Source organism: Streptomyces globisporus C-1027 (genome assembly GCF_000261345.2).
GTDB lineage: Bacteria > Actinomycetota > Actinomycetes > Streptomycetales > Streptomycetaceae > Streptomyces > Streptomyces pakalii.
The window spans coordinates 2,636,157-2,657,378 of record NZ_CP013738.1 but is presented as its reverse complement, the minus strand read 5'-3'; the positions used below and the strand labels follow the sequence as shown (position 1 = coordinate 2,657,378).

Genomic DNA, 21,222 nt, shown 5'->3' with positions numbered 1-21,222 from the left:
CGGCGGTTGCCGGGCGGCCCCCGGGATCACAGCGCGAGCATCGCCCGCACGGGGACCGCCGCGTCCGCGAGCGGTCGCAGCGCCAGCCGGACGAGCGCCAGCGCGTTGTCGTCGCCCGCGATGCGGTTGGCGCTGAGCCGCCCGCACGCGAGGCAGTGGTGGATGAGCATCCACTCCCCGTCCTGCCGCACGGACAGGCTCAGGGGCACCATCCGCCCACGGCACCCCGCCGCCCGGTCACCCGGCACGCGCCCGTCCACATGCAGGCTGACCAGGCAGGACGGGCAGTGGTTGCGGTGAGCGGTGCCGGGCGCCGCCAGCGGGACGTCGAGCCGGCAGCCGACACACCGGAACGCGTCACCGCGCGCCCCGGCCGGCCCGTGCAGCACGTCCTTGGCCCGCTGCGGACGCCGTTCCGATACCCGGCGGGGCTTGCGGCGCGTCATCGGGGCCTCCCGTCCACCCGCTTCACAGGTCACCGAAGGCTTCGAGCGGGAAGGGCGGCTGGGCCAGCGGACGTACGGCCGTCCGCATCAGGATCAGCTGGTTGTCGTCCCCGCAGACCGGGTTCGAGGTCAGCTCGTCGCACCGGGTGCAGCGGTGGACGACCATCCAGTCGCCGGTGCGCAGCACCGCGATGGAGATCGGGGTCATCCGGCCCTCGCAGTCGGAGCGGCCGCCCTCGACGTGGTCGACGAGGTGCTGCGAGTGCAGGCAGCTGGGGCAGTGGTTGCGCCGGCTGCCGTCGGGCGCGTACGCGGCGACCGTCAGTCCGCAGCGGACGCAGGTGAAGGTGTCCAGGGAGGACATGGCTGAGCGGTGCTGGGGGTTGTCGTGAGACACCCGGATACTCCTTGCCGAAGATGAGGAACGAAGCAGCAGGGAAGTACCGAGCACCCCTCGCGTCAGGGGCGTAGGGGGAGCGGGGCGGGACAGCTGCGCGACGGCAGCCGGCCGTGAGGTGTCAGCAGTCGGTCGCGCACGGCGGCCGCGGACGGTCAGGCCCGGTCACCCCGGCGTCACAGATGCGACGAGGGAGGCTCGGAGTCACTGTCCGGGGCATACATCAACTGCTTTCCAGGGCTCGCGCCCAGAGGTCACCCGCGGTCGGTCCCGCGGTGGAGGAGCGAGCACCGTAACAAGGGGGCCGGGGGACCGGCCATCGAATTAAGCCCGGCGGCCGACACGAACGGGTGCACCGACGCGTGGCCGGCCGGGCGGGGGGTACCCGGCGAGCATGGCCACCTCGAAGCGTGTAGCTCTCGCACCCCGTGCCGTACGGCAGTTGCGGCGGATCCGGCCGCTCTACCTCGGCGGGATGCTCCTCTCCCTGTTGGTTCTCGTCCTTCAGGCCGACCGGGATCCGGGCGGTCGGCAGGTCGGGATCGCGGGCGTGTTCCTGCTCGCGTTCACGGCCCTGTTCGCCCTCACGGCCGTCCAGCTGTGGCGGCATGCGCGGGCCGGTTCCTGCAGCACGGCGAAGAAGCTGACGCGGACCGTCTGAGCAGGCCGGGTCAGCCCCGCAGCTCCGCCAGCCTGGCCAGGGTGTCGGCGGCCAAGGCCTGCTGATCCGCGTCGAGCGGAACTGTCTCTGCCTCCTCCAGCAGCCCCGCCGCCCGCTCCGCCTCGCCCATCCGCTGGGCGATGTCCCCGCGCAGGACGAGCAGCCGCAGCTTCTGCACCGGAGTCGGCCGCTCGTCCGTCAGCCCCAGCACCCGGTCGATGATCTTCGCGGCCCCCGGCAGATCCTGCTTGGAGTCCGCGAAGAGGTCCGCCATGTGCAGGGCGCGGGCGAACGTCTCCTTAGGGGCCGGCTGGTGGTTCAGGTCGTCGCTGATCGGCTGCCCGATCCGGATCGTGTTGCCGGTCGGGTCGGTCACCAGGAACTGCCGCACCCCGTACGACATGTCCTTCAGCGGACCGATGCGCGGCAGCCCCCGCGCCGGGACGCGCCCGTAGGCCGCCTTGAGCCCCGACCGGAACGCCGCGTGCAGTCCGTCCACGTCCTCGGTGAGGACGTAGCACCCGGAGTGGGAGGACGCGGGGTCGTACTCCTTCATCCCGTACAGCTGGAGTTCGACCGCACCGCGTTCGACGACGGCGTACGCGTACGGGCTCTTCTGCAGGGACGTCGTCTCGAAGCCGAGGGCGGTGTAGAAGGCGACCACGGAGTCGATCAGGGAGGTCCGGCAGGGAAGCATCGGGATCGTCGTCTCGGTCATGCGCCGCACTGTAGTCAAATTTGAATACCACGGTCAACGGCGGCCGCAGCCTTCAGAAATGAAAATTCTCGACTCCTCGGGGCGTTCTCGCAGGTGGAGGGTGGCGGCACAGGTCTAGACCAAAAGGCCTCTTTACGCCTTCCCGGGTCCATGCCTTACTCGTGACATGTGCATGGCATTCGATGATCGGATGCCGCTCGGATGCCATGCCGTGCGCATCCCGTCCTCGCCAACGTGCCCGGAGGTGGCCATGCTCGCGTACCGTTCTCCGTCCCGCCGACTCAGGAGACCCCGAGGTGCTGTGCCGACCGGCGTTCTCGGCGCTGCCGTGGCGCTGATCCTGACCGGAACGGGCACGGCCGCCGCCGCACCGCCCGCACCCGACGAGCCGGTCCGGTCCGGCCAGGCGTGGATGGGGGCGGGCACCCGCATCGAGCAGGGCCCCGGGTCCTCGGCGGCGGGCGGGATCACGCCGATGGACACCAGCGGCGTCCAGGGCATCGACGTCTCCCACTGGCAGGGGGCGATCAACTGGGGCTCGGTGAAGGCCGCGGGCATCAGTTTCGCCTACATGAAGGCCACCGAGGGCACCACCTTCAAGGACAGCAGCTTCAGCGCGAACTACACCGGCTCCTACAACGCCGGCCTGATCCGCGGCGCGTACCACTTCGCCCGCCCCGACGTCTCCAACGGGGCGACTCAGGCAGGCTACTTCGCGAGCAACGGCGGAGGATGGTCCCAGGACGGCAAGACCCTCCCCGGTGTGCTGGACATCGAGCACAACCCGTACGGCGCTATGTGCTACGGCCTCTCCACGACCCAGATGCGGACGTGGATCAACGACTTCTACAGCACCTACAAGGCGCGCACCACCCGGGATGTCGTCATCTACACGACGGCCAGCTGGTGGAACACCTGCACCGGCAGCTGGACCGGCATGGCCGCCAAGTCGCCTCTGTGGATCGCGCATTGGGGCACCGCAAGCCCGACCGTCCCCGCAGGCTTCCCCACCTGGACGATCTGGCAGTACACGGCCACCGGCCGGGTCGGCGGAGTCTCCGGCGACGTGGACCGCAACAAGTTCAACGGCAGCCTCGCGCGGCTCCAGGCCCTCGCCAACAACACGGCGTAGTCCTTCTCGTGACGACCGGGTGAGCCCGCCGGCGGCTCACCCGGCCGCACCCCCACCGTGTGCCCACCCCTTCACACCAGGAGCCCGCCGTGAACCTTCCGCAGCCGTCCCGCCGCCACATCCTGCTCGCCGGTGCCGGCGGACTGGCCGCAGCAGCCTTACCGGGCACGGCCCACGCCCTGGACGCCGCCGTCGTCGAACCGGACATCGACGGTACGACCCAGTGGCAGGCCCGTCCGCCGCAGGGGCCGATCGAGTTGGTGGGGAAACGTCCGACGAAAATCATCGTGCACCACACGGTCAGCGCCAACACCTCCGACATCTCCCGCGCCCAGGCCCACCGTCACGCCCACTGGGTCCAGGACCTGCACCTGGACAAGAACGGGTGGACCGACACGGGTTACCACTTCCTCGTCAGCCGGGGCGGCTGGATCACCGAGGGCCGCCACCAGAGCCTCAGCACCCTGCGCGGCGGCAGCGACTTCGTCCTCGGCGCCCACACGTCCGGCCAGAACGACCAGGCCATCGGTATCGCCAACGAGGGCGCGTACCACGACGGCGCACAGCCCCCGCGGGCTCAGTGGGAGGTTCTGGTGGCGCTCTGCGCGTACGTCTGCCGGCAGTACGCCATCGCACCCAGCCGCCTCTACGGACACAAGGACTTCGGCGACACCCTCTGTCCCGGCGTCCTGCACGACAAGCTGCCGCAGCTCCGGAGCGAGGTCGCGGCGAGCATGGGGTGAGGGGCGGGGCCCGCCGGGCGGACGTGTTGCCCCCACGGGTCACCGCACCGTGTCCCGTACAGACCTTACCCACGACCGCCGCACCGGGTAGGCAGGAAGGGCACAGCCCTGTCGCCGGTCCTACGAGCGGAAGTCCATGCGCGCGCACGAGCCGAAAGAGAACGAGCAGGAGCCGCAGCGCCCCGCCAGGGGCGCCGCCGAGCGGCCGGGGGAGGCGGCGGCCCCTAGTGGCCGGGTGCCCGACACGCTTCTCGCTCTCCAGCGCACCACCGGCAACGCCGCCGTCCTCCGCATGCTCCAGCTCGACCGGCACCGGCACGGCCCCGACTGCGGGCACCAACAGCCGGGCGCGGAGCCGGTGCAGCGCTCCGCCGTGCACGACGTGCTGCGCGCGCCGGGCCGCCCGCTGGACGCACCACTGCGCGAGGAGATGGAGTCCCGGCTCGGCTCCGACTTCTCCGACGTCCGCCTGCACACCGACTCCGCCGCCCGGGCCTCCGCCGCCGAGGTGGGCGCCCGCGCCTACACCTCCGGCAGCCACGTCGTCATCGGCGACGGCGGCGGCGACAAGCACACGCTCGCCCATGAGCTGACGCACGTCATCCAGCAGCGCCAGGGCCCGGTGGCCGGTACGGACAACGGCTCGGGCCTGAGCGTCTCCGACCCCGGCGACCGCTTCGAGCGCGAGGCCGAGGCCAATGCGGTCCGGGTGATGAGGCGGACGCCCGAGCAGAGAGCCGAGGGTGACCGGAGCGATCAGGGCTCCCGCGACACCCCCGTACAGCGCGAAGCGGACGCCACCGCCCGGGACGCGGCGCGCGGTACCGACGCCACGGCCGTCCAGCGCTTCGCCGAGAGCAACACCGCGGAGTTGGGGAGCGTACGGCTCTCGGAAAACGGTCTCTACCTCATGCCGCTCACGTCGGGCGCGGACACCACCGTCATCTGGGTCGCGGAAGGCGCCCCGGCGCCCCGGTACTGCACGCCGACCGGGCAGAGCGGTGACATCGGGGGCCGTACGTACACGGAGTACGAGCCGGAGACGGCCTTCCTCGCGGACTGCGCCCACACGGCCGAGGAGATCATGCATCAGCAGCGGCTGGCTCTCGGGCAGGACGCCAGCGCCTTCGCCCTGGGCGGTGCCCAGTTCGGCCTGGGCGACCAGGAGAACGTGGCGGGCGCCCAGGCCTACGCGGCGGCCCGGCCCGGCGGCCCGCACGCGAACGGCGAGGAGCGGCCGGGTCCCGGTGAGGCGTACGCGATCGTGGAGACCGCGTGGCAGGGGGAGTACGAGCGGCCCGACAACACGAGCGGCTGGCCCTACCACGTGGCGGCCGTGGTCGCCGTGGACGGCGACGACCACATCACCGTGGAACAGGCCGCGGACGGCAACGACGCGAAGGCCCGTCAGGGGCACGAGGGCATCATCGACATGTATACGGCGGGCACGGAACCGACCAACGGGCAGGCGCTGCCGAACAGTTTCCACGGGCGGAACACCGGCGGCCCGGTGCAGCACTTCACCGTCGGCGCGATCACGGTCATCCTCCAGCCGATCAACGTGGGCGCCCTCAAGAAGGAGACCGGACGCCGCAAGCTCATGTGAACCGAGGGCTCAGGCGACTTCGCGGGCGGCCAGCACCGCCGCGAGACCCTCCCGCAGGTCGGCGACGAAGAAGCGGGGCATCTCCAGCGACGGGAAATGGCCCCCGGCCTCGGGCGCCCGCCACCGGACGATGTTCCGGTACCGCTCCTGGGCCCAGGGGCGCGGAGTCTTCTCGATGTCGCGGGGTACATCGTGATCGCCGCCGGGACGTCGACCCGGAGCGCGGGGTCGAGCGAGTTGTGGCTCTCGTAGTAGATACGGGCCGCCGACGCACCCGTCCGCGTCAGCCAGTACAGGGTGACGTTGTCGAGGACCCGGTCCCGGGAGATCGTCTCGAACGGGCTGTCCACGGTGTCCGACCACTCGGCGAACTTGTCGAGGATCCAGGCGAGCAGCCCGACCGGTGAGTCGACGAGCGCGTACCCGATGGTCTGCGGCCGCGTCGCCTGTTGCTTCGCGTACGCCGCCCGGCGGCCCCAGAAGTCCCGGGTCTCCTCGGTCCACCGGCGCTCGGTCTCCGTCAGCCCGTCCGTGGTCAGACCGGGCGGGGCCTCGGCGAAGGTGGAGTGGACGCCGATCACCCGGTCCGGGAACCTGCCGCCCAGCACCGTGGTGATGTTGCCGCCCCAGTCGCCGCCGTGGGCAAGGAACCGGCCGTATCCGAGCCTCCCCATCAGCTCCACCCACGCTGCCGCGATCCTCTCGGTACCCCACCCGGTGGTGGCGGGCTTCTCACTGAAACCGAAGCCCGGCAGCGACGGGGCCACCACATGGAACGCCGGCGCCTCGGCGTCCTGCGGATCAGCCAACTCGTCCATGACGTGCAGGAATTCGACGACGCTGCCCGGCCAGCCGTGCGTCAGGAGCAGCGGGACGGCGTCCGGGCGCGCGGACCGGCGGTGCAGGAAGTGGATGCCCAGCCCGTCGACGGTCGTACGGAACTGGCCCATGCGGTTCAGCCGCTCCTCGAACGCCCGCCAGTCGTATCCCGTACGCCAGTACTCCACGACATCGGCGAGGTCGGCGAGCGGAACGCCCTGGTCCCACCGGCGGGGGCCGGGCGGCGCGCCCCGGACGGTCTCCGCCTCCGGCAGCCGCGCCGCAGTCAGTCGCGCCCGCAGGTCGTCGAGGTCGGCGTCGGTCGCATGGGTCTCGTAGGCGTGGACGTGTACGTCGTCGGTTGCGTGTACGCCGCTGGACGGGCGTGCGTCGCTGGCCGGGCGGGGCATGGGGGCCTCCTGGCGATCGTGGGCGTCGAAGCCGACTCATCGTCGTGAACCGTCTAAGACGGTTCTAGCAGCCCTCCGGGCCACCCCGCAACCGGCTAAGGTGGTTCCATGCGTGCTGGCTTTCCTGACTTCCGCCTCGGCAACGTGCTGGCGACGAGCTTCACCTGGACCCTGTCGGAGCGCTTCGGCGACTCCGTGGAGCGCATCCCCGTGCCGCGGCGGCTCATCGACTGGCTGGCGGTGTACGGCCTCACCGTGGACTCCTGCACCCCTGAACAGCTCGAACTCGCAAGGGAGTTGCGGGAGTCGATCCATGCGGCCGCGACGGCCGCGGCGCTCCGGGAGGCTCTCCCCGCCGCCGCGGTCCAGGTCATCGACGACCGTAGCGTCGAGGGGCGGGCCGCAGCGGTCCTGACGCCCGAGGGGGAGCGGCGGTGGCGGCTCGGTTCCTCCTCCGTGGAGGACGCCCTCGCTGTGATCGCCGCCGACGCCGTCGACGTCATGTCGGGCGAACGGGACGGAAAGCTGGCCCTGTGTGCCTCACCGACCTGCCGGGCCGCCTTCTTCGACACCAGTCAGAGCCGTACGCGCAAATGGTGCGACATGAACACCTGCGGCAACCGCCAGAAGAAGGCGCGTTTCAACGCCGGCCGGAGCAGCAACGAGGCAGGGGAGAGCGGGTTCGCCGGCCCGGCCCCCAGGGAGTAGCGCGCCGGAGCCCCCCGGCGGGGCCCCCGCTCGGTAACGGTACTGTCAGCGCCACCCGGTAGCGTCGGGTCATGTCCAACATGGCCGTCCTCGAAGGGGTCCTGGAACGGATCACCTACGCCAACGAGGAGAACGGGTACACGGTCGCCCGCGTCGACACCGGGCGCGGAGCCGGCGACCTCCTCACCGTCGTCGGCGCGCTCCTCGGCGCGCAGGTCGGCGAGTCCCTGCGGATGGAGGGCCGTTGGGGCTCGCACTCGCAGTACGGCAAGCAGTTCACCGTGGAGAACTACACCACCGTCCTTCCCGCCACCATCCAGGGCATCCGCCGCTATCTGGGCTCCGGGCTGATCAAGGGCATCGGACCGGTGATGGCCGACCGGATCACCACCCACTTCGGCGTCGACACCCTCGACATCATCGAGCAGGAACCGAAGCGGCTCGTCGAGGTCCCCGGCCTCGGCCCCAAGCGCACGAAGATGATCGCGGCGGCCTGGGAGGAGCAGAAGGCGATCAAGGAGGTCATGGTCTTCCTCCAGGGCGTCGGCGTCTCCACCTCCATCGCCGTCCGCATCTACAAGAAGTACGAGGACGCCTCGATCTCCGTCGTGAAGAACCAGCCCTACCGGCTGGCCGCCGACGTCTGGGGCATCGGCTTCCTCACCGCCGACAGGATCGCCCAGGCCGTCGGCATCCCGCACGACAGCCCCGAGCGGATCAAGGCCGGACTGCAGTACGCCCTGTCCCAGTCCTCCGACCAGGGGCACTGTTTCCTGCCCGAGGAACGGCTCATCGCGGACGGCGTCAAGCTGCTCCAGGTCGACACCGGGCTGGTCATCGAGTGCCTGGCCGAGCTGGCCGCCGATCCGGAGGGCGTCGTCCGGGAGAAGGTGCCGTCCCCCGAGGGCGGCGAGCCGATCACGGCGGTCTATCTGGTCCCCTTCCACCGGGCCGAGCTGTCCCTCGCCGGGCAGGTCAGGCGGCTGCTGAACACCGGCGAGGACCGGATGCCCGCCTTCGGGGACGTCGACTGGGGCAAGGCCCTGGCCTGGCTCGCCACGCGTACGGGGGCCGATCTCGCGCCCGAACAGGAGCAGGCCGTACGCCTCGCGCTCACCCGCAAGGTGGCCGTCCTGACCGGCGGCCCCGGCTGCGGGAAGTCGTTCACCGTCCGGTCGATCGTCGAGCTGGCCCGGGCGAAGAAGGCCAAGGTGGTGCTCGCCGCCCCCACCGGGCGCGCCGCCAAACGCCTCTCCGAGCTGACCGGGGCCGAGGCGTCCACCGTGCACCGGCTGCTGGAGCTGAAGCCGGGCGGGGACGCGGCGTACGACCGGGACCGTCCGCTGGACGCCGATCTGGTCGTCGTCGACGAGGCGTCGATGCTCGATCTGCTGCTCGCCAACAAGCTCGTGAAGGCGGTGGCACCCGGTGCCCACCTCCTCCTGGTGGGCGATGTGGACCAGCTGCCCTCGGTCGGGGCGGGGGAGGTGCTGAGCGATCTGCTCGCGGAGGGCGGCCCGGTCCCGGCCGTCCGGCTCACCCGGATCTTCCGCCAGGCCCAGCAGTCCGGCGTGGTCACCAACGCGCACCGCATCAACGCCGGACAGCCGCCGCTCACCGAGGGGCTGAGCGACTTCTTCCTCTTCGTGGAGGACGAGACGGAGGACGCGGGCAAGCTCGCCGTCGATGTCGCGGCCCGCCGCATCCCGGCCAAGTTCGGTCTCGACGCACGCCGTGACGTGCAGGTCCTCGCCCCGATGCACCGGGGCCCGGCCGGCGCGGGCCATCTCAACGGGCTGCTCCAGCAGGCCATCACCCCCGGCCGCCCCGACCTCCCCGAGAAGCGGTTCGGCGGCCGGGTCTTCCGGGTCGGCGACAAGGTCACCCAGATCCGCAACAACTACGACAAGGGCGAGAACGGCGTCTTCAACGGCACCGTCGGCGTCGTCACCGGCCTCGATGTGGACGAGCAGAAGCTCACCGTCCGCACCGACGAGGACGAGGAGATCGGCTACGACTTCGACGAGCTGGACGAGCTGGCCCACGCGTACGCCATGACGATCCACCGCTCCCAGGGCAGCGAGTATCCGGCCGTCGTCATCCCCGTCACCACCAGTGCCTGGATGATGCTCCAGCGCAACCTTCTCTACACCGCCGTGACGAGGGCCAAGAAGCTCGTCGTCCTCGTCGGGTCCCGTAAGGCGATCGGCCAGGCGGTCCGCACGGTTTCCGCAGGCAGACGCTGTACGGCACTGGATTTCCGGCTGCGGGGCGGCTCCGGCGAAGACTTCTCGTGACCCCTGCACGAAAATGATCGATCAAACCGGTGGGAAACATCACGGAGGTCTTCCGGAACCGCAGTCAAGGGGGCAGGATGAGTAAGTTGGCGGCACTCAGTGCCGTCAGTAGGTCCAATGGACGACCCCGAGTGCACTCTCCTGAGCCGAATGGGGGAGGGTGGAAGACAGTCAGGGCACCTCGAAGAAGAGGCACTACGTCGGTGAGGGATGACGTGAGCGAGCACACCAACAACGCTGTAGTACTGCGGTACGGCGATGACGAGTACACCTACCCGGTGATCGACAGCACCGTCGGCGACAAGGGCTTCGACATCGGGAAGCTCCGGGCCAATACCGGCCTGGTGACGCTGGACAGCGGATACGGCAACACCGCCGCCTATAAATCCGCCATCACGTACCTCGACGGTGAGCAGGGCATTCTGCGCTACCGCGGATACCCGATCGAGCAGCTCGCCGAGCGCTCGTCGTTCCTCGAGGTCGCGTACACGCTGATCAACGGCGACCTCCCCAAGGTCGACGAGCTGGCGGCGTTCAAGAACGAGATCACCCAGCACACGCTGCTGCACGAGGACGTCAAGCGGTTCTTCGACGGCTTCCCGCGCGACGCCCACCCGATGGCCATGCTGTCCTCGGTCGTCAGCGCCCTGTCCACGTTCTACCAGGACAGCCACAACCCGTTCGACGAGCAGCAGCGCCACCTGTCGACGATCCGCCTCCTGGCGAAGCTCCCGACGATCGCGGCGTACGCCTACAAGAAGTCGATCGGCCACCCCTTCGTCTACCCGCGCAACGACCTCGGGTACGTCGAGAACTTCCTGCGCATGACCTTCTCGGTCCCCGCCCAGGAGTACGAGCTGGACCCGGTCGTCGTCTCGGCGCTGGACAAGCTGCTCATCCTGCACGCGGACCACGAGCAGAACTGTTCGACCTCCACCGTGCGTCTGGTCGGCTCCTCGCAGGCGAACATGTTCGCCTCGATCTCCGCCGGTATCTCGGCGCTGTGGGGCCCCCTGCACGGTGGCGCCAACCAGTCGGTGCTGGAGATGCTGGAAGGCATCCAGGCCAACGGCGGCGACGTCGACTCCTTCATCCGCAAGGTGAAGAACAAGGAGGACGGCGTCCGCCTGATGGGCTTCGGCCACCGGGTGTACAAGTCCTTCGACCCGCGCGCCAAGATCATCAAGGCTGCCGCGCACGACGTGCTGTCCGCGCTCGGCAAGTCCGACGAGCTGCTCGACATCGCGCTCAAGCTGGAGGAGCACGCGCTCTCCGACGACTACTTCGTCTCGCGCAACCTCTACCCCAACGTGGACTTCTACACCGGTCTGATCTACCGGGCCATGGGCTTCCCGACCGAGATGTTCACCGTGCTCTTCGCGCTCGGCCGGCTGCCCGGCTGGATCGCCCAGTGGCACGAGATGATCAAGGAGCCGGGTTCCCGTATCGGCCGCCCGCGCCAGATCTACACCGGCGAGGTCCTGCGCGACTTCGTCCCGGTCGAGGGCCGCTGACCCGGACCTCATGACCGCCCCGTAGTGCCCCGGCCTCTTCGGCCGACTGCCTTCGCCCCGCGTACCGCGCTTCGCACAGAGCGCGGTGTCCGGGGCGATTCGGCGTTCCGGGGCCGGTGCAAGGCCGGTGGCGGCCCCTCGAACGGGCCTGGCGGCCTGTGGCAGGCCCCGAAAAAGAAGAAGCGCCCCCCCGCCGATCCCCCCACGGGTCGACGGTCGGGGCGCTTCCCATATCCCGGAGCGGATTCCCCCCACGGGATCCGGCCGGGCGTCTGCTGGGAGCCGAAGCTCCCGTTGTTCTGTTGTGCCGCGATCTGCCGGGGTACGTACGCACGGGAGGGCCGCTCAAAGCTTCCCCGGTGCACGTGCCCCGGCCAACGCATGCCATCAGGAGCGTCCCCCAAGACACTCCGTCGGACGTCCCCCAAGACATCCTTGGCAGTCGCACTCTAAGACTCGCGAACCCACCGGATGGTTACCCTGAAACCGGTGTGATCTAAATCTCTTTGTGGAAGTTACGTGAAGGCACGCAACCGGAGGCTGTTCGTGACGACGAACACGGACGAAAACGCCATGGCGGCTCCCGCGATCATAGGGTTGAGCAGGCCACTTGCAGCCAGGGGCAAAGCCGCGACGTTGTACCCGAAGGCCCAGAAGAGGTTGCCCCTGATGGTGGCCAGAGTACGCCTGGAAAGGCGGATTGCGTCAGCTGTCACCTTGAGATCTCCACGAACCAGTGTGAGGTCGCTCGCCTCGATCGCCGCATCCGTCCCCGTGCCCATCGCCAGCCCCAGGGATGCCGTGGCCAGCGCGGCCGCGTCGTTGACCCCGTCGCCGACCATGGCGACGACCCGCCCCTCGGCCTGAAGGCGCTTCACGACGTCCACCTTGTCCTCGGGGAGCACCTCCGCATGGACCGTGTCGATGCCCACCTCGCGGGCGACGGCCTCCGCCACCGCCCGGTTGTCGCCGGTCAGCAGGATGGGCTCCAGCCCCAGGGCGCGCAGCTCGGCCACGGCGGCCGCGCTGCTCTCCTTGACCGCGTCCGCCACCCCGAACACGCCCCGGGCCTCCCCGTCCCAGGCCACGACGACCGCCGTACGCCCGTGCGCCTCGTCCTCCTCGAGGGCCCGTGACAACGCGGGCGGGAGGGAGATCCCGGCGTCGGCGACGAGGCGGGGCCGGCCGACGAGGACGGCGTGGCCTTCGACGATGCCCTGGACGCCGAGTCCGGGGATGTTGGCGAAGTCCTCGGGGGTGGGGAGGGGGCCGGTGGTGTCGGTCGCGGCGGTGGCGACGGCCTGGGCGATGGGGTGTTCGGAGGCGTTCTCCAAGGCGCCGGCGATCCGGAGGACTTCGGTCTCGGTGGTGGTGTCGGTGGTGTGGGTGGTCTGGAGGGTCATGCGGCCGGTGGTGACGGTGCCGGTCTTGTCCAGGACGATGGTGTCGACGCGGCGGGTGGTCTCCAGGACTTCGGGGCCTTTGATGAGGATGCCGAGTTGGGCGCCGCGTCCGGTGCCGACCATGAGGGCGGTGGGGGTGGCGAGGCCGAGGGCGCAGGGGCAGGCGATGATGAGGACGGCGACGGCTGCGGTGAAGGCGGCGGTGAGTCCGGCGCCGTTGCCGAGCCAGTAGCCGAGGGTGGCGAGGGCGAGGGCGATGACGATGGGGACGAAGACGGCGGAGATGCGGTCGGCGAGGCGCTGGGCGGAGGCTTTGCCGTTCTGGGCGTCCTCGACGAGTTTGGCCATGCGGGCGAGTTGGGTGTCGTTGCCGACGCGGGTGGCTTCGACGACGAGGCGTCCGCCGGCGTTGAGGGTGGCGCCGGTGACGGTGTCGTCTACGGTGACCTCGACGGGCACGGACTCACCCGTCAGCATTGAGGCGTCCACGGCGGACGAGCCCTCGACCACCGTCCCGTCCGTCGCGATCTTCTCCCCGGGGCGCACGACGAAGCGGTCGCCGACGACGAGCGTGCCTGCCGGGACACGTACCTCCCTGCCTCCCCTCAGTACGACGACGTCCTTCGCGCCCAGATGCATCAGCGCCCGCAGCGCCGCGCCGGACTTCCGCTTCGCACGGGCTTCCAGATAGCGGCCCAGCAGGATGAACGTGATGACTCCGGCCGCCACCTCCAGGTAGATCGTCGAGGTGGCGTCGGCACGCGAGACGGTGAAGTCGAAGCCGTGGCGCATGCCGGGCATGCCCGCGTCGCCGAGGAACAGGGCCCACAGCGACCAGCCGAACGCGGCGAGCGTGCCGAGCGAGACCAGCGTGTCCATCGTCGCCGCGCCGTGCTTCGCGTTCGTCCAGGCGGCCCGGTGGAAGGGCAGGCCGCCCCAGACGACGACGGGCGCGGCGAGGGTGAGGCTCAGCCACTGCCAGAAGTCGAACTGGAGCGCCGGGACCATGGCGAGCAGGACGACGGGGGTGGCGAGCACGGCGGAGACGACGAGGCGCTGACGGAGCGCGGCGAGGGAGGCGTCCTGCTCGGCTTCGACGTCCCGGGCGACGGAGTCGGGGGTGGGGTCCGAAGCCGGCTCCGAAACGGATTCCGGAGTGAACTCCGGCGCGGGTACCGGGGCGGATTCCGGCGTGGGCTCCGAGGCGGGCTTCGGGGAGACCTCCGGCGCGGGTCCCGGGCCGGAGGCCTCCCGGGTGCCCTCAGGGGCGGGTGCAGGGGCCGGAACAGGCGGCTGGGCGACGGGGCGGGCCGTGTAGCCGGTCTTCTCGACCGTGGCGACGAGATCCCCCAGCTTCAGCCCCTCCCCGAAAGTGACGCGGGCCTTCTCGGTCGCGTAGTTCACCGTGGCGGTGACGCCGTCCATCCGGTTGAGCTTCTTCTCGACGCGGGCCGCGCACGAGGCGCAGGTCATCCCGCCGATCATGAGCTCGGCCTCGGAGGCGTCGGCGGCCGGGAAGTGGGCTGCTGCTGTGCTGGCCATGTCCGGAACTCCTGGAAAACGCAGATCGGGCCGTACCCCACCAGTATCGACTGGTGCGGCCGGCCCGACGGCGGACGGGTGCTGCGGCGGAGGGCCGGCGCTCAGGCGGCCGGGCCGAGAAGCTCGTAACCGGCCTCGTCCACGGCGGCACGGACGGCGTCCTCGGCCAGCGGGGCCTTGGACGTCACGGTGACCAGACCGGTGGAGGCGACCGCGGCGACCGAGGTGACGCCCGCGATCCCGGAGATCTCCTCCGACACGGCGCCCTCGCAGTGGCCGCAGGTCATGCCCTTGACCTGGTACACGGTGGTGACCGAGTCGGCCTGCTCGATCTGCACGTCGGCCGCGCCGTCGTGGCAGGAGCCGGTGGGCGAGCAGCAGGAACCGGTGGACGGCGTGGTGTCGGTCTCGGCGGTCATGACGTTCTCCTCTTCGCGAACACGTTTCGGGCGGCACGGCGGGGCACGTGGGGCCGCGGAGGCTCCCGTGACGTCCCCGCCTCACGCATACTATACCCCTAGGGGGTATCAACGCGCTCCGTCGGCGCCGGGCGCGACGCGTCGTCGCCGACCAGGGGGTCCAGGTAGCGGAACATCACCGTCTTCAGCTCCTGGATGTAGGCCGTGCGCTCCTCGCCCTCGGAGGCCATGACCAGGTCCAGCCCGGCCTTGAACACCATGAAGGCCATTTCGGCGATGCGGTGGATCTGGGGTGCGGGCATGTCCGGGAGGTAGTCGGCGAGTACCGATTCCACTCGCGTCAGCATCGTGGCGTGCAGCGTGTCGTGCGCCTCGGTGATCTGCCCGGGGATCTCCGAGCCGTGCATCAGGACGAAGAACGCCGGGTTCTCGCAGTTGAAGGCGATCAGCGGGTCGAGCACGGCGTCCAGCATGCGGTCGAGCGTCAGCTCCGTGTGGCTCTGGGCGAAGGCTGCTCCGTAGGTGTCCCGCCAGCGGTCCAGCAGCCGGTCCCCGAGCTCGACGGCGATGGCCTCCTTGTTCGGGAAGAACTGGTAGAGCGTGCCCGGTGAGACCCCGGCCTCGCGGGCGATCGCGTTGGTGCTGGACGCGGTGTAGCCGCTGGTGCAGAAGACGTCGGCCGCGGCCCGGAGCAGCTGGGCGATCCGGGCCTCGCCGCGGGCCTGGCGGCGCCGACGGGGGCGGGCGGAGTCCGGCGCCTCGTCGGCGGTGTCCCCGGCGGCCCCGGTGGCGGCTTCGACGGCGGCCTCGGCGGCGGTCTTGTTGGCTTTGGCCTCCGGCACGGTCAATCCCCAGCTCTCATGACGCGATTGACAAACGCGAGTGGTCGCTCGCATTCTAGAGAAACGCGAGCGACTACTCGTGTTTGCCACGATAAACGGCAACGACCGACCCATGCTGCCCTGCGCTGCCCGGGTCTCGGTGAAGGGGACACCGCACCATGCCCGAAGTCAACCGTTCCGCGCCGCCCCCGGTCGGCGGATGGACCCGGTTCGTCACCGCCCGGCCACGGCTCGCGCTGCTGGCCGCACTGGTGATCACCGCACTCGCCGTGTTCGCCGGGAGCGGGGTGGCGGACCGGATGGGCAGCGGCGGCTGGCAGGCCCCCGACGCCGAGTCGACGTACGCGACGGAGGTGCTGGCCCGGGAGTTCCCGGCCTCGCAGCCCAATCTGCTCCTGCTGGTGGACAGCGGCTCCGCCGGCGTCGACGACCCGGCCGTGGCCGCCGAGGCCGCCCGTCTGGCGGAGCGGCTGAAGGCCGAGCCCGGGATATCGGGCGTCGGGTCCTACTGGGAGACCGCTTCGCCCGCCCTGCGTTCCGAGGACGGCCAGGAGGCGATCATCGCCGCCCGGATCGGGGGCGACGAGAAGACCGCGGGCGAGACCCTCGACCGGCTGGCCCCGGCCTTCGCGGGGGAGCGGGGGCCGGTGACGGTCTCCCTCGGCGGGCCGGTCGCCGTGCAGCACGAGATGCAGACGATCATCCAGGAGGATCTGCTGCGGGCCGAGCTGATCGCCCTGCCAGTGACGCTCGTCCTGCTGGTCATGGTCTTCGGCAGCGCCGTCGCCGCGATGCTGCCGCTCGCCGTCGGCATCGTCGCCATCCTCGGCACCAACGCCGTGCTGCGAGGGCTGACGGAGTTCACCGACGTGTCGGTCTTCGCGATGAACCTCACCACGGCCCTCGGCCTCGGACTCGCCATCGACTACGCCCTGTTCATCGTCCGCCGCTTCCGCGAGGAGCTGGCGACCGGTGCGGACACCAGAACGGCGGTGGGCACGACGCTGCGGACCGCCGGGCGTACGGTGCTGTTCTCCGCGCTGACCGTGGCGGTGTCCCTGTCGGCCATGCTCGTCTTCCCGCAGTACTTCCTGCGGTCCTTCGCCTACGCCGGGATCGCCGTGGTCCTCCTGGCCGCCGCTGCCGCACTGATCCTGCTGCCCGCGGCGCTCGTGCTGCTCGGCCCCCGGATCAACTCGCTGGACCTGCGCCGGCTCCTCCGCCGCCGGAAGAAGGCCGGGGCGGCCGGGGCGGACCCGCAGGGCGCTACGGCCGGTGGTCCCGGGGCGGGTTCCGCCGGCGGCGCCGACGCGTCGCCCGGCCGGGGCTGGGCGTCGCTGGGTGCGCTGGTGATGCGCCGGGCGCCCGTCTTCGCCATCGTCACGACCGTCGGGCTGCTCCTCCTCGGACTGCCGTTCCTCGGGGTCAAGTTCGGCACGGCGGACGACCGCCAGCTGCCGGCCTCCGCGGAGTCCCGGGTCGTCCAGGAACACATCCGCGACGGCTTCCCCGGCAGCCCCGGCGGCGGCCTGGAAGTGCTGGCCGAGGGGCAGGGTTCCCGGGCCGACCACGCGGACCTGAAGACCCGGATCGAGCAGCTCCCCGGCGTCCTGCGGGTCGAAGGCCCGGTCGCCGAGGGCCCCGCCGCCTACTACAGCGTGCTGCCGAAGGGCGAAGCCGTCGGTGAGGAGACCCAACAGCTCGTGCGGGACCTGAGGGCCGTGCCCGCCGCCTCCTCGCTCGACATCTCGGTCACGGGCACGGCGGCGGTCCTCGTCGACTCCAAGGACGCCATAGCCGACCGGCTGCCCTGGGCGCTGGCGATCATCGTGGTCGCGACGCTGCTCCTGGTCTTCCTGCTCACCGGCAGCGTGCTCATCCCGCTCCAGGCGGTCGTGCTCAACGCCCTCAGCCTGACCGCGATGTTCGGAGCGGTGGTCTGGGTCTTCCAGGACGGGAACCTCTCCGGACTGCTCGCCTTCACCAGCACGGGCGACATCGAGACGACGCTGCCCGTCCTGATGTTCTGCGTGGCCTTCGGGCTCTCCATGGACTACGGGGTCTTCCTGATATCCCGGATCAAGGAGGAGTACGACCGCACCGGCGACCACGAGCACTCCGTCACCTTCGGGCTCCGGCACACCGGCGGGCTGATCACCGCGGCCGCCGTGATCCTCGCGGTCGTCATGGTCGCCATCGGCACCTCACGGGTCACCAACACCAAGATGCTGGGGCTCGGCATCGCCCTCGCGGTCCTGATGGACGCCATGGTGGTGCGCAGTCTGCTGGTCCCTGCGGTGATGAAGCTGATGGGCCGTTCGACCTGGTGGGCCCCCGCGCCCCTGCGGGCCTTCCACCGCAGGTTCGGCCTGAGCGAAGGGGAGGCCGCCCCGGCCGTCGTCCCCGCCGCGGTGCCGGACCCGGGCGGCCGGGGAGGCCCGGGGGAGGACCGCGAACCGACGGTGGAGACCGAGGAGATATCGGACACCGGCAGGAGCATCGGCGAACCGGCGCGACGCTGAGACCCACGCGGGAAAGTCGTCCGGAAAGGGTCCTCGGGGGAGCCGGGAATGTCCTCCGGAGGCGACAGGACGGGCCCGCCCGCCACCGAACGGGTGGCGGGCGGGGGCCCGGCTCCTCCGCCTGCGAGGGAGGCTCCACAGGCCCGTACGCGGCATCGGCAAAGCGGCGCTGACCTGGGATTTCCTACTCATCCAGCCTAAAATTCCCTCAACGGAGAAGGGGGCCCGGATGGACCGGAACGTATCCACGGTCGATGACGTACTGGCTTTGATGGACGGCCTGTTCGCCCCGGAGGCGGACCGGTGGACGGCCGACGGGGCGTCCTGGTGGGACGCGTTCTACGCGGACCGTTCACGGGAGGTGCCGTTCTTCGCGGACAAGCCCGACGAGAACCTCGACGCCCACCTCCGCCAAGGGCGGATCGCCCCGGGGCGCGCGCTCGAACTCGGCTGTGGGCCCGGCCGCAACGCGCTCCACCTGGCCGCGCTCGGCTTCGACGTCGACGCGGTCGACCTCTCCCCGGCGGCGCTGGCCTGGGCCCGGGAGCGGGCCGAGGAAGCGGGGGCCGGCTCCGTCCGGTTCCACCACGGTGACGCGTTCGCCCTGACGGCGACGGGGGCCGCCCTCACCGGCCCCTACGACCTGATCTACGACTCGGGCTGCTTCCACCATCTGCCGCCCCACCGGCGGATCAGCTATCTCGCCCTCCTGGAGCGCTGCCTGGCGCCCGGCGGCCACTTCGCACTCACCTGCTTCGCCGCCGGAGCGGGCGGGATGGGCTCGGAACTGCCGGACGCCGAGCTCTATCTGACGGGTGGCCTGCACGGCGGACTCGCCTACACGGACGACGAGCTGCGCCGCGTCTTCTCCGGGCTGACGGAGATCGAACTGCGCCGGATGAACGACGAGGCGCCCGAATCCCCGCTCTTCGGGGAGCCGTTCCTCTGGACGGCCCTCTTCCGCAGGGCCGCCGAAGAGGAGTGATCGGGCGTCAGCGCCCCCGGTTGCGGGGGCGCGAGGCGACCCAGGCGCGGACGGTGTCTCCGTACCAGTACGGCTTCCCGTTCTTCACCTGGTCGGGCGGGGGCAGGAGCCCGTGCTTGCGATAGGAGCGGACGGTGTCCGGCTGGACCTGGATGTGCGCGGCAATGTCCTTGTAGGACCAGAGCGTTCTGTCCGTCATCGGTGACACCTCTCTGCACTGACCAAGTCGACGATCACTCAGCCTGTGCTCGGTTGAACGACCCCGGGCGGCAGGCGGGGTGGGGCTGTCGACCGGCTGTGACAGAAAACCCGCGTAACGGAGACATGTGTCCCGAAACGGTTACTGCTGTGACAGAAAGGATGAAGCGCGGCTGCTGTCAGACCCGGGTGCCACGATGAAAGGCATGAGCACTGCCGAACGCCCGATGCCCCCACTGGACGCCGACGAACGCACCACCCTGGAGAGTTGGCTCGACTTCTATCGCGCCACCCTCGCCCAGAAGTGTGCTGACCTGCCGGAGGAGGGCCTGCGCGAGGCGTCGGCGGCGCCCTCGCCGATCACCCTGCTCGGACTGCTCCAGCATCTGGCCGAGGTCGAGCGGAACTGGTTCCGCCGGGTGCTCGCACAGGAGGACGCCCCGCCGTTCTTCGCCCCTCCGGCCGGCGGCGGGGACGGGAGTCAGGGCCGCGAGGGCGGCTGGGGGCTGGCCGAGGACGCCACCTATGCCCAGGCGCTCGCGCGGTGGGAGGGAGAGGTGGCGGCGGCCCGGGAGAACTGCGCGGCGCGGGCGCTCGACGACACCAGCCCGTTCATGGGCGCGCGGGTCACGCTGCGCTGGATCTACACGCACATGATCGGCGAGTACGCACGGCACTGCGGCCACGCCGACCTGATCCGCGAACGCGTGGACGGACGTACGGGGGTCTGACCCGCTGCTGGAGCCCGGGTTCCGGTCCCGGGGGCCTTGCGGGCCCGGGGCCTGAGCGCCGCCCTCCGGTCCCCCCCCGGCCCCCAGCCCCCGGGCTCAGAGGGGGGAGCCGGGGCGACCGCAGGAGCGGAGGAACTCCCGGGTGCGGCGTGCGACGGGGAGCGGCTTGTCCGGTGGGCAGGGGTACATGTCCTGCTCCACGATCGCGAACAGGTCGACGTCCAGGGCCCGCGCCGCGTCCAGCACCGGTTCCAGCGCGGGGACCCCGCCGGGCGGCTCGCACATCACGCCCCGGGCCACCGCCGGGCCGAACGGCACCTCGTCCGCCACCACCGCCGCCAGGATCTCCGGGTCGACCTGCTTGAGATGGAGGTAGCCGATGCGTTCCCCGTACGTCTCGATGAGCTTGACGCTGTCTCCGCCGCAGTAGGCGTAGTGCCCGGTGTCCAGGCAGAGCGAGACGAGGTCCGGATCGGTGGCGTCGAGGAAGCGGTTGACGTTCTCCTCGGTGTCGATGTGGGTGTCGGCGTGCGGGTGGACGACGATCCGCAGCCCGAACCGCTCCCGGACCTCCCGGCCGAGACGCTCCGTCTGCGCGGTCAGATCGCGCCACTGCACGGGGGTGAGCGTGCGGTCCTCCAGCACCTCGCCCGTCTTGTCGTCACGCCAGAACGAGGGGATGACGACCAGGTGTTCGGCGCCCATGGACCGGGTCAGCGCGGCGATGTCCGCGACATGCGCCCAGGTCCGGTCCCAGACGTCCGGGCCGTGGTGCAATCCGGTGAAGACGGTTCCGGCGGAGACCGTGAGCCCCCGGCCGCGCGTCTCGTCGGCCAGCCGGGCCGGATCGGTGGGCAGATAGCCGTACGGGCCGAGCTCGATCCACGCGTAGCCGGCCTCGGCCACCTCGTCGAGAAAGCGCTGCCAGGGCACCTGCTGCGGGTCGTCCGGGAACCACACGCCCCAGGAGTCGGGGGCCGAGCCGATACGGATGCGGGCCGAGGAGGGGACGGAGGGGGTCATAACGGCCAGCCTCCTGGCCCGCGCGGAAGAGTGTCAAGGGTTCGTCCGAATGTCCGGACAAAATGTTGACAGGGTTCCGGGCGGAGGGCTAGACCTGGGACCAGCC

Annotated in this window: 18 protein-coding genes and 1 pseudogene; 10 read left to right on the top strand and 9 right to left on the bottom strand. The window is 70.7% G+C overall.

What is annotated here, in order from left to right; genetic code table 11:
- Positions 1–26: 26 nt before the first annotated feature.
- Together WQO_RS11435 and WQO_RS11430 are read right to left on the bottom strand one after the other, a co-directional pair.
- Entirely contained in the window at positions 27–446 is a 420-nt protein-coding gene (locus WQO_RS11435; protein WP_010056536.1) for an RNHCP domain-containing protein, read from the bottom strand.
- A 22-nt stretch (positions 447–468) separates the two neighbouring features.
- On the bottom strand, positions 469–810 hold the full coding sequence (locus WQO_RS11430) for an RNHCP domain-containing protein (protein ID WP_050992225.1): 342 nt from the start codon (positions 808–810) through the stop codon (positions 469–471).
- A gap of 427 nt (positions 811–1,237) precedes the next feature.
- On the opposite strand from WQO_RS11430, the gene WQO_RS11425 reads away from it, so the two are divergent.
- Positions 1,238–1,504, top strand: a complete 267-nt coding sequence (locus WQO_RS11425; RefSeq protein ID WP_010056534.1) for a hypothetical protein — start codon at positions 1,238–1,240, stop codon at positions 1,502–1,504.
- A 10-nt stretch (positions 1,505–1,514) separates the two neighbouring features.
- Here WQO_RS11425 and WQO_RS11420 read toward each other — a convergent pair whose 3' ends face one another.
- A complete protein-coding gene (locus WQO_RS11420; RefSeq protein WP_010056533.1) occupies positions 1,515–2,222 on the bottom strand; it encodes a bleomycin resistance protein in 708 nt (235 codons plus the stop codon).
- 250 nt (positions 2,223–2,472) lie between these two features.
- On the opposite strand from WQO_RS11420, the gene WQO_RS11415 reads away from it, so the two are divergent.
- The 3 genes from WQO_RS11415 (at position 2,473) to WQO_RS11405 (ending at position 5,703) form a co-directional block, all read left to right on the top strand.
- On the top strand, positions 2,473–3,354 hold the full coding sequence (locus WQO_RS11415; RefSeq protein WP_029181912.1) for a lysozyme: 882 nt from the start codon (positions 2,473–2,475) through the stop codon (positions 3,352–3,354).
- A gap of 89 nt (positions 3,355–3,443) precedes the next feature.
- Positions 3,444–4,097 (top strand): peptidoglycan recognition protein family protein, encoded by a 654-nt coding sequence (locus tag WQO_RS11410; protein WP_010056531.1) that lies wholly within the window; start codon positions 3,444–3,446, stop codon positions 4,095–4,097.
- Positions 4,098–4,233: 136 nt separating this feature from the next.
- Complete coding sequence (locus WQO_RS11405; protein WP_029181911.1) at positions 4,234–5,703, top strand: eCIS core domain-containing protein; 1,470 nt, start codon at positions 4,234–4,236, stop codon at positions 5,701–5,703.
- Between the two features lie 9 nt (positions 5,704–5,712).
- Here the strand turns inward: WQO_RS11405 and WQO_RS34945 are convergent.
- Positions 5,713–6,932: pseudogene (locus WQO_RS34945) on the bottom strand (epoxide hydrolase family protein).
- A 108-nt stretch (positions 6,933–7,040) separates the two neighbouring features.
- Between WQO_RS34945 and WQO_RS11400 the strand changes: the two are divergent.
- The 3 genes from WQO_RS11400 (at position 7,041) to WQO_RS11390 (ending at position 11,451) form a co-directional block, all read left to right on the top strand.
- Complete coding sequence (locus tag WQO_RS11400; RefSeq protein WP_010056526.1) at positions 7,041–7,640, top strand: CGNR zinc finger domain-containing protein; 600 nt, start codon at positions 7,041–7,043, stop codon at positions 7,638–7,640.
- A 71-nt stretch (positions 7,641–7,711) separates the two neighbouring features.
- Positions 7,712–9,937: an SF1B family DNA helicase RecD2 gene (recD2, locus tag WQO_RS11395; protein WP_010056524.1), complete on the top strand. Its 2,226-nt coding sequence runs from the start codon at positions 7,712–7,714 to the stop codon at positions 9,935–9,937.
- A gap of 215 nt (positions 9,938–10,152) precedes the next feature.
- Positions 10,153–11,451 (top strand): citrate synthase, encoded by a 1,299-nt coding sequence (locus WQO_RS11390; protein WP_010056523.1) that lies wholly within the window; start codon positions 10,153–10,155, stop codon positions 11,449–11,451.
- Positions 11,452–11,966: 515 nt separating this feature from the next.
- On the opposite strand, the gene WQO_RS11385 is transcribed toward WQO_RS11390, so the two are convergent.
- The 3 genes from WQO_RS11385 to WQO_RS11375 all read right to left on the bottom strand — a co-directional run bounded on the left by WQO_RS11385 (position 11,967) and on the right by WQO_RS11375 (position 15,657).
- Entirely contained in the window at positions 11,967–14,396 is a 2,430-nt protein-coding gene (locus WQO_RS11385) for a heavy metal translocating P-type ATPase (RefSeq protein WP_058953949.1), read from the bottom strand.
- A gap of 101 nt (positions 14,397–14,497) precedes the next feature.
- Positions 14,498–14,815 (bottom strand): heavy-metal-associated domain-containing protein, encoded by a 318-nt coding sequence (locus WQO_RS11380; RefSeq protein ID WP_010064914.1) that lies wholly within the window; start codon positions 14,813–14,815, stop codon positions 14,498–14,500.
- A 98-nt stretch (positions 14,816–14,913) separates the two neighbouring features.
- The gene (locus WQO_RS11375; RefSeq protein WP_050992390.1) at positions 14,914–15,657 is read right to left on the bottom strand and encodes a TetR/AcrR family transcriptional regulator; all 744 of its coding nucleotides are present in this window, start codon (positions 15,655–15,657) and stop codon (positions 14,914–14,916) included.
- A gap of 158 nt (positions 15,658–15,815) precedes the next feature.
- On the opposite strand from WQO_RS11375, the gene WQO_RS11370 reads away from it, so the two are divergent.
- Together WQO_RS11370 and WQO_RS11365 are read left to right on the top strand one after the other, a co-directional pair.
- Complete coding sequence (locus tag WQO_RS11370; RefSeq protein WP_010064911.1) at positions 15,816–18,179, top strand: MMPL family transporter; 2,364 nt, start codon at positions 15,816–15,818, stop codon at positions 18,177–18,179.
- 229 nt (positions 18,180–18,408) lie between these two features.
- Positions 18,409–19,164 (top strand): class I SAM-dependent methyltransferase, encoded by a 756-nt coding sequence (locus WQO_RS11365; RefSeq protein ID WP_010064910.1) that lies wholly within the window; start codon positions 18,409–18,411, stop codon positions 19,162–19,164.
- Between the two features lie 7 nt (positions 19,165–19,171).
- On the opposite strand, the gene WQO_RS11360 is transcribed toward WQO_RS11365, so the two are convergent.
- Positions 19,172–19,363, bottom strand: coding sequence for a helix-turn-helix transcriptional regulator (locus WQO_RS11360; RefSeq protein WP_010064909.1), 192 nt, complete (start codon positions 19,361–19,363; stop codon positions 19,172–19,174).
- A gap of 205 nt (positions 19,364–19,568) precedes the next feature.
- On the opposite strand from WQO_RS11360, the gene WQO_RS11355 reads away from it, so the two are divergent.
- A complete protein-coding gene (locus WQO_RS11355; protein WP_010064908.1) occupies positions 19,569–20,093 on the top strand; it encodes a DinB family protein in 525 nt (174 codons plus the stop codon).
- Positions 20,094–20,189: 96 nt separating this feature from the next.
- Here the strand turns inward: WQO_RS11355 and WQO_RS11350 are convergent, their stop codons facing one another.
- Complete coding sequence (locus tag WQO_RS11350) at positions 20,190–21,116, bottom strand: sugar phosphate isomerase/epimerase family protein (RefSeq protein WP_010064907.1); 927 nt, start codon at positions 21,114–21,116, stop codon at positions 20,190–20,192.
- Positions 21,117–21,222 lie beyond the last annotated feature (106 nt).

What these genes read in the sequence shown, in the direction of transcription:
- WQO_RS11380 (WP_010064914.1), bottom strand. Translation starts at nt 14,815, where the DNA reads ATGACCGCCGAGACCGACACCACGCCGTCCACCGGTTCCTGCTGCTCG.
- WQO_RS11365 (WP_010064910.1), top strand. Translation starts at nt 18,409, where the DNA reads ATGGACCGGAACGTATCCACGGTCGATGACGTACTGGCTTTGATGGAC.
- WQO_RS11420 (WP_010056533.1), bottom strand. Translation starts at nt 2,222, where the DNA reads ATGACCGAGACGACGATCCCGATGCTTCCCTGCCGGACCTCCCTGATC.
- WQO_RS11425 (WP_010056534.1), top strand. Translation starts at nt 1,238, where the DNA reads ATGGCCACCTCGAAGCGTGTAGCTCTCGCACCCCGTGCCGTACGGCAG.
- recD2 (WP_010056524.1), top strand. Translation starts at nt 7,712, where the DNA reads ATGTCCAACATGGCCGTCCTCGAAGGGGTCCTGGAACGGATCACCTAC.
- WQO_RS11350 (WP_010064907.1), bottom strand. Translation starts at nt 21,116, where the DNA reads ATGACCCCCTCCGTCCCCTCCTCGGCCCGCATCCGTATCGGCTCGGCC.
- WQO_RS11370 (WP_010064911.1), top strand. Translation starts at nt 15,816, where the DNA reads ATGCCCGAAGTCAACCGTTCCGCGCCGCCCCCGGTCGGCGGATGGACC.
- WQO_RS11430 (WP_050992225.1), bottom strand. Translation starts at nt 810, where the DNA reads ATGTCCTCCCTGGACACCTTCACCTGCGTCCGCTGCGGACTGACGGTC.
- WQO_RS11415 (WP_029181912.1), top strand. Translation starts at nt 2,473, where the DNA reads ATGCTCGCGTACCGTTCTCCGTCCCGCCGACTCAGGAGACCCCGAGGT.
- WQO_RS11360 (WP_010064909.1), bottom strand. Translation starts at nt 19,363, where the DNA reads ATGACGGACAGAACGCTCTGGTCCTACAAGGACATTGCCGCGCACATC.
- WQO_RS11400 (WP_010056526.1), top strand. Translation starts at nt 7,041, where the DNA reads ATGCGTGCTGGCTTTCCTGACTTCCGCCTCGGCAACGTGCTGGCGACG.
- WQO_RS11435 (WP_010056536.1), bottom strand. Translation starts at nt 446, where the DNA reads ATGACGCGCCGCAAGCCCCGCCGGGTATCGGAACGGCGTCCGCAGCGG.
- WQO_RS11385 (WP_058953949.1), bottom strand. Translation starts at nt 14,396, where the DNA reads ATGGCCAGCACAGCAGCAGCCCACTTCCCGGCCGCCGACGCCTCCGAG.
- WQO_RS11405 (WP_029181911.1), top strand. Translation starts at nt 4,234, where the DNA reads ATGCGCGCGCACGAGCCGAAAGAGAACGAGCAGGAGCCGCAGCGCCCC.
- WQO_RS11355 (WP_010064908.1), top strand. Translation starts at nt 19,569, where the DNA reads ATGAGCACTGCCGAACGCCCGATGCCCCCACTGGACGCCGACGAACGC.